Raw genomic sequence first — 5,943 nt, 5'->3', positions numbered from 1 at the left:
GAAATGCTCCGGTCGGGTGACCGCGCGGGTGGCCGGTTTGGCGGCGGCACGCAGGCGGGCGTACACTTTCTGATCGGCGCACAGCGTCCACTCCGGCATGCCCACCCGCGCTTCGGTGGGGCCGGAGCCGCGGCTGGCGCGGGCACCCGATCAACGTCGGGAGCCCGTGTAAGACGTTGTGGGCCGTCCGGAGTAACCGAAGTCAGGACAGCGGAGGACATGCCGAAAAAAGACGGAGCCATCGAGATCGAGGGTCGGGTCATCGAGCCCCTGCCGAACGCCATGTTCCGGGTGGAGCTCGCGAACGGTCACAAGGTGCTGGCTCACATCAGTGGCAAGATGCGTCAGCACTACATCCGCATCCTGCCGGAGGACCGCGTCGTCGTCGAACTCTCGCCGTACGACCTGACCCGCGGGCGCATCGTCTACCGCTACAAGTAAGCGACCTGACGACGGCCGGATAGTCCCGTGTCCGTCTTCGACGTCCGGCGTCGCGCGTCGTCGCGTCCCTGGGCCAGATGGGAAGTAAGGCAACCGTGAAGGTCAACCCGAGCGTCAAGAGGATCTGCAACAAGTGCCGGGTTATCCGCCGGCACGGCCGGGTCATGGTCATCTGTAGCGACCCGCGCCACAAGCAGCGCCAGGGCTGATCCAGCCCGACCGACCGTGATCCACGGCCGGTCGGTCCGGTCCGGGCACCGCAGATCCACCCAACACATCATCAGCTCGTCCCAGCCGCGAGCGGTGCGCGTCGCGTACCACTGCGTGGTTGACCCCCGGTCGGAGGCCGGGGCCCGCTCGGGCAGCGGTCGAACCTCCCGGCGCCACGGCGCCGGTCGGGCGACCGGAGTGGGGTGGGACGGGTGCAGACCTCCGCCAGAACACCACAAGGAGTACGCCCGCACATGGCTCGTCTAGTCGGCGTGGACCTCCCCCGCGAGAAGCGGATGGAGATCGCGCTCACCTACATCTTCGGGGTCGGCCGCACCCGTGCCCTGGAGACGCTCGCCGCCACCGGCATCTCGCCGGACAAGCGCGCTCGGGACCTCACGGACGAGGAGCTGGTTCAGCTCCGCGATCACATCGAGGCCAACTACAAGGTTGAAGGCGACCTGCGCCGCGAGGTCGCCGCTGACATCCGCCGCAAGGTCGAGATCGGCTGCTACGCCGGTATCCGCCACCGCCGTGGTCTCCCGGTGCGTGGCCAGCGGACGCGGACCAACGCCCGCACCCGCAAGGGCCCGAAGCGGACCGTCGCCGGCAAGAAGAAGCCCGGCAAGAAGTAAGACGTAGACCGGAAGACCGGTCAAGGTCCGTCGAGCTAGGCCGGGCCGCAACCGGTACCGGGAAGTCAACTAGGAGCGCACAGACTTATGCCACCGAAGGCTCGTGCCGGAGCCGCCGTCAAGAAGGTCCGGCGCAAGGAACGCAAGAACGTCGCCCATGGGCAGGCGCACATCAAGAGCACCTTCAACAACACCATCGTGTCCATCACGGACCCGACCGGTGCGGTCATCTCCTGGGCCTCCGCCGGCCAGGTGGGCTTCAAGGGCTCCCGCAAGTCGACCCCGTTCGCCGCGCAGTTGGCCGCCGAGGCCGCCGCGCGTCGGGCGATGGAGCACGGCATGCGCAAGGTCGACGTGTTCGTCAAGGGCCCCGGCTCCGGCCGGGAGACCGCCATCCGTTCGCTGCAGGCCGTCGGGCTGGAGGTCGGTCAGATCTCCGACGTGACTCCGCAGCCGCACAACGGGTGCCGTCCGCCGAAGCGTCGCCGGGTCTGAGAGGTTAGAGAGAGATGGCTCGTTACACCGGTGCTGACTGCCGCCGTTGCCGGCGGGAGAAGATGAAGCTGTTCCTCAAGGGCAGCAAGTGCGATGGCCCGAAGTGCCCGTTCGAGTCCCGGCCGTTCCCGCCCGGGCAGCACGGCCGCGGCCGCACGAAGGAGACGGAGTACCTGCTCCAGCTCCGTGAGAAGCAGAAGGCCCGCCGCGTGTACGGCGTGCTGGAGAAGCAGTTCCGCGGCTACTACGAGGAAGCCGTGGCCAAGCAGGCCAAGACCGGTGAGGTCCTCCTGCAGATCCTCGAGTCGCGGCTGGACAACGTGGTCTACCGGGCCGGCTACGCCAAGTCCCGGGACATGGCCCGCCAGCTGGTCAAGCACGGTCACTTCACGGTGAACGGCAAGAAGGTCGACATCCCGTCGTACCGCGTCAAGGAGCACGACATCATCGAGGTCCGGGGCAAGAGCAAGGAGCTCACCCCGTTCATCGTGGCGCAGGCCGAGGCCGGCTCCAGGACGGTTCCGGCGTGGCTGGAGGCCATCCCGAGCCAGATGAAGGTGCTCGTGCACTCGCTCCCGGCTCGCCAGGTGATCGACACCCAGGTCCAGGAGCAGCTGATCGTCGAGCTCTACTCCAAGTAGTCGGGCTCGTTGCGGTGGTCCGCCCTGCGGGGCGGGCCACCGGAACGGTTTGTGTCGTGGACGTCAAATAGCGGGCGTCCCGGAAGAGAAGAGAAGACATGCTCATCAGCCAGCGACCGTCTCTGTCCGAAGAGTCGATCAACGAGACCCGCTCCCGGTTCACCATCGAGCCGCTGGAGCCGGGCTTCGGATACACCCTGGGCAACTCGCTGCGGCGCACGCTGCTGTCGTCGATCCCGGGTGCGGCGGTCACCTCCATCAAGATCGACGGCGTGCTGCACGAGTTCACCACGATCCCCGGCGTCAAGGAGGACGTGGTCGAGCTCGTCATGAACATCAAGGAGCTGTGCGTCAGCTCCGAGCACGACGAGCCGGTCAGCATGTACCTGCGCAAGCAGGGCCCGGGCGACGTGACCGCGGGTGACATCCAGCCCCCGGCCGGCGTCTCGGTGCACAACCCGGACCTGAAGCTCGCCACCTTGAACGGCAAGGGCCGGCTCGACATGGAGCTGACCGTCGAGCGGGGTCGCGGCTACGTGACGGCGGCGCAGAACAAGCAGACCGGCGCCGAGATCGGCCGGATCCCGGTCGACTCGATCTACTCGCCGGTGCTGAAGGTGACGTACCGCGTCGAGGCGACCCGGGTCGAGCAGCGGACCGACTTCGACCGGCTGATCATCGACGTCGAGACCAAGCCGTCGATGGGCCCGCGTACCGCGCTGGCCTCCGCCGGTTCGACGCTGGTGGAGCTCTTCGGGCTGGCCCGGGAGCTGGACGAGACCGCCGAGGGCATCGACATCGGGCCGTCCCCGCAGGACGCCCAGCTGGCGGCGGACCTGGCCCTGCCGATCGAGGAGCTGGACCTCACCGTCCGCTCCTACAACTGCCTCAAGCGCGAGGGCATCAACTCCGTCGGTGAGCTGATCGGGCGCACCGAGGCCGACCTCCTCGACATCCGCAACTTCGGCCAGAAGTCGATCGACGAGGTCAAGATGAAGCTGGCCGGGATGGGTCTGGGGCTGAAGGACTCGGCCCCGAACTTCGACCCGGCGCACGTCGTGGACGCCTTCGGTGAGGCCGACTACGACACCGACGACTACCGCGAGACCGAGCAGCTCTAGTCCCCGCTGCCGCCACACCTGAGGAGCACCAAGCATGCCCACGCCCACCAAGGGCCCCCGCCTCGGCGGCAGCCCCGCGCACGAGCGGCTGATGCTGGCCAACCTGGCCACCGCGCTGTTCCAGCACGGCAAGATCCAGACCACCGAGACGAAGGCCCGGCGGCTGCGTCCGCTGGCCGAGCAGCTCATCACCAAGGCCAAGCGGGGCGACCTCGCCTCCCGCCGTCGGGTGCTGGGCGTCGTCAAGGACAAGGACGTGGTCTACACCCTGTTCGACCAGATCGCGCCCCGGTACGCCAACCGGCCGGGCGGCTACACCCGGATCGTGAAGACCGGTCCGCGCAAGGGTGACGCCGCTCCGATGGCGATCATCGAGCTGGTCGAGGAGCTTCAGGTCGCCGAGCCGAAGGCGAACAAGAAGACCGCCGCCCGCAAGGCCGCGCAGCAGGACAAGGTCGAGGCGCTGGCACCGGCCGAGGAGACCCCGGAGCCGGCCCAGGCCGACCAGGACTCCGAGGCGCCGGTGTCGGCGTCCGGTGACACCGCCGCTGCCCGCGAGGACAGCGACGAGGCCGCCGAGGGCACCGAGAACAAGGCCTGAGCAGCGGCAGCATCATCGGGCCCGGCATCCCTTCCTGGGGTGCCGGGCCCGAACCGTGAGGAGGTACGAGGTGGACGAGCGGGTCAGGCTGCGGCTGACCGTCGCATACGACGGCACCAATTTCTCCGGCTGGGCGGCCCAGCCGGCCCGGCGGACGGTGGCCGGCGTGCTCACCGGGACCCTTGATCTGGTCCTCGGTGCGGGGGTGGCGACCGGGCTGACCGTGGCCGGGCGGACCGACGCCGGGGTGCATGCCACCGGTCAGGTCTGCCACCTCGACCTGCCCGCCGCCGTGTGGCGCGAGCACGAGGGCCGGCTGCTGCGCCGGCTGGCCCGGCTGCTCCCCACCGACGTGCGGGTGCGGGCGATGACCGAGGTGCCGGCGGACTTCGACGCCCGGTTCTCGGCCACCTTCCGCCGCTACGAGTATCGGGTGACCGACGCACCCTTCGGCGCCGAGCCGCTGCGCCGGCACGAGGTGCTGGCCTGGCCGAAGCCGCTCGACCCGGGCCTGCTCAACGCCGCCGCGACGGGGCTGGTGGGGGAGCACGACTTCGCCGCGTACTGCCGGCGGAAGGAGAACGCCACCACGCTGAGGGAGGTGACCCGGCTGGACTGGCGGCGCGACCCGGACGGCCTCCTGGTCGCCACCGTGCAGGCCGACGCGTTCTGTCAGGCGATGGTGCGCAGCCTGGTCGGTGCGATGTTGGTGGCGGGGGACGGGCGACGCCCGGTGGACTGGCCCGGCAGCCTGCTCACCCGGCGGGAGCGGTCCAGCGAGGTGACGGTGGCCCCGGCGCACGGGCTCACGCTGGTCGCCGTCGGCTATCCCGACGACCCCGCCGAGTACGCCCGCCGCGCCGACCTGACCCGCCGGCTCCGCGTCCCCACCGGGGGCTGAACGCGGGCTCCTCACGACAGGGCCGAGCGCCGCGCCCGTCAGTCGTCCTCGGCGTCGCCCTCTTCGCGGTCGCTGGGGCTGGTCGTCGGCTGGCCGGCGGTGCCGCCGGTCGCCCGGCGTTCCAGCACCCCCTTGGTGAGGTGCAGCTCGATCAGATCGAAGAGGATCTCGCGCACCTTCGGGTCGGCGGCCTTCACCGGTTCGCCGTCGGCGCGGACCACGAGGCAGTACGCGAGGTAGTGGCCGCGTACCTGCCAGCCGACGCGGGCCGGTGCCTCGGTCAGCGCCTCGGTGCCGTCGCCGGCCGGTAGGCCACGGAACCGGCCCTGCCGCTCGTCGAGCAGTTGCCGGAGGCGGTCCCGGACGCGCTGGGCGGTGGCCTTGTCGGTCAGGTTGAACAGCCCGGCGGTGAGCAGGTGGTCGCCGTCGGGGGAGCGTAGGCTCGCCCGGACCACCTGGTTGCAGCCGAGCCGGACGAGCAGGTCCGCGACCTCGCCGGCGGCGGCGACCACGCAGCTTCCGCTGGACTGGCTCTTGAGCACCTCGTACGGCTCCTCGCCGTCGCCGACCGTGACGTTCTGGCCGGGGAAGACCTCCTTGGCCGTCAGCGGCGCCGCGTCGGTGTCCCGGGAGTCGATGTCCTGCCGTACGGTCGTCGATGGCGACGGGGCGGCGGCCGGCGGGCTCGGCGCGACCCGGGGTCCGGAGGCCCGGTCGGCCAGCAGTGCGGCACCGCCGAGCCCGCAGAGGGCGAACAACGCCAGGACCGCCGCGCCGCCGAACATCACCTGCCAGAGCCGGCCGCCGTTGCGGTTGTCCGGGGCCCGTCGGGACCGGGGCAGGTGCAGCGGCTGCGTGGTGGCGTACCCCGCCGACGGGCCCCGGACAACCGCAACGG

At 70.4% G+C, this 5,943-nt stretch carries 9 protein-coding genes; 8 read left to right on the top strand and 1 reads right to left on the bottom strand.

What is annotated here, in order from left to right:
• The first annotated feature begins 219 nt into the window (after positions 1–219).
• The 8 genes from infA to truA all read left to right on the top strand — a co-directional run bounded on the left by infA (position 220) and on the right by truA (position 5,045).
• Positions 220–441: a translation initiation factor IF-1 gene (infA, locus tag E1258_RS29000; protein WP_007073013.1), complete on the top strand. Its 222-nt coding sequence runs from the start codon at positions 220–222 to the stop codon at positions 439–441.
• Between the two features lie 95 nt (positions 442–536).
• Complete coding sequence (rpmJ, locus tag E1258_RS28995) at positions 537–650, top strand: 50S ribosomal protein L36 (RefSeq protein WP_076466651.1); 114 nt, start codon at positions 537–539, stop codon at positions 648–650.
• 255 nt (positions 651–905) lie between these two features.
• The gene (rpsM, locus tag E1258_RS28990; protein WP_007073012.1) at positions 906–1,286 is read left to right on the top strand and encodes a 30S ribosomal protein S13; all 381 of its coding nucleotides are present in this window, start codon (positions 906–908) and stop codon (positions 1,284–1,286) included.
• An 87-nt stretch (positions 1,287–1,373) separates the two neighbouring features.
• Positions 1,374–1,781 carry a 30S ribosomal protein S11 gene (gene rpsK, locus E1258_RS28985; RefSeq protein WP_007073011.1) on the top strand — a complete coding sequence of 136 codons (408 nt, stop codon included), beginning with the start codon at positions 1,374–1,376 and terminating at the stop codon, positions 1,779–1,781.
• 14 nt (positions 1,782–1,795) lie between these two features.
• The gene (rpsD, locus tag E1258_RS28980; protein ID WP_007073010.1) at positions 1,796–2,422 is read left to right on the top strand and encodes a 30S ribosomal protein S4; all 627 of its coding nucleotides are present in this window, start codon (positions 1,796–1,798) and stop codon (positions 2,420–2,422) included.
• Positions 2,423–2,520: 98 nt separating this feature from the next.
• The gene (locus E1258_RS28975; protein WP_132406715.1) at positions 2,521–3,543 is read left to right on the top strand and encodes a DNA-directed RNA polymerase subunit alpha; all 1,023 of its coding nucleotides are present in this window, start codon (positions 2,521–2,523) and stop codon (positions 3,541–3,543) included.
• Between the two features lie 34 nt (positions 3,544–3,577).
• The gene (gene rplQ / locus E1258_RS28970) at positions 3,578–4,144 is read left to right on the top strand and encodes a 50S ribosomal protein L17 (protein ID WP_007073008.1); all 567 of its coding nucleotides are present in this window, start codon (positions 3,578–3,580) and stop codon (positions 4,142–4,144) included.
• 70 nt (positions 4,145–4,214) lie between these two features.
• Entirely contained in the window at positions 4,215–5,045 is an 831-nt protein-coding gene (truA, locus tag E1258_RS28965) for a tRNA pseudouridine(38-40) synthase TruA (RefSeq protein WP_132406713.1), read from the top strand.
• Between the two features lie 38 nt (positions 5,046–5,083).
• Here truA and E1258_RS28960 read toward each other — a convergent pair.
• Positions 5,084–5,943: hypothetical protein (locus tag E1258_RS28960; protein WP_132406711.1), on the bottom strand; the 860-nt coding region annotated here is incomplete at its 5' end.

The organism is Micromonospora sp. KC207, from assembly GCF_004348615.1.
In the GTDB taxonomy this organism is placed as follows: Bacteria; Actinomycetota; Actinomycetes; order Mycobacteriales; family Micromonosporaceae; genus Micromonospora.
This window is presented reverse-complemented; position numbering and strand designations above follow the sequence as displayed.

Excerpts from the sequence above, each read along its gene's own strand:
- rpsD (WP_007073010.1), top strand. The coding sequence starts at position 1,796 with ATGGCTCGTTACACCGGTGCTGACTGCCGCCGTTGCCGGCGGGAGAAG.
- rplQ (WP_007073008.1), top strand. The coding sequence starts at position 3,578 with ATGCCCACGCCCACCAAGGGCCCCCGCCTCGGCGGCAGCCCCGCGCAC.
- rpsM (WP_007073012.1), top strand. The coding sequence starts at position 906 with ATGGCTCGTCTAGTCGGCGTGGACCTCCCCCGCGAGAAGCGGATGGAG.
- infA (WP_007073013.1), top strand. The coding sequence starts at position 220 with ATGCCGAAAAAAGACGGAGCCATCGAGATCGAGGGTCGGGTCATCGAG.
- E1258_RS28975 (WP_132406715.1), top strand. The coding sequence starts at position 2,521 with ATGCTCATCAGCCAGCGACCGTCTCTGTCCGAAGAGTCGATCAACGAG.
- rpsK (WP_007073011.1), top strand. The coding sequence starts at position 1,374 with ATGCCACCGAAGGCTCGTGCCGGAGCCGCCGTCAAGAAGGTCCGGCGC.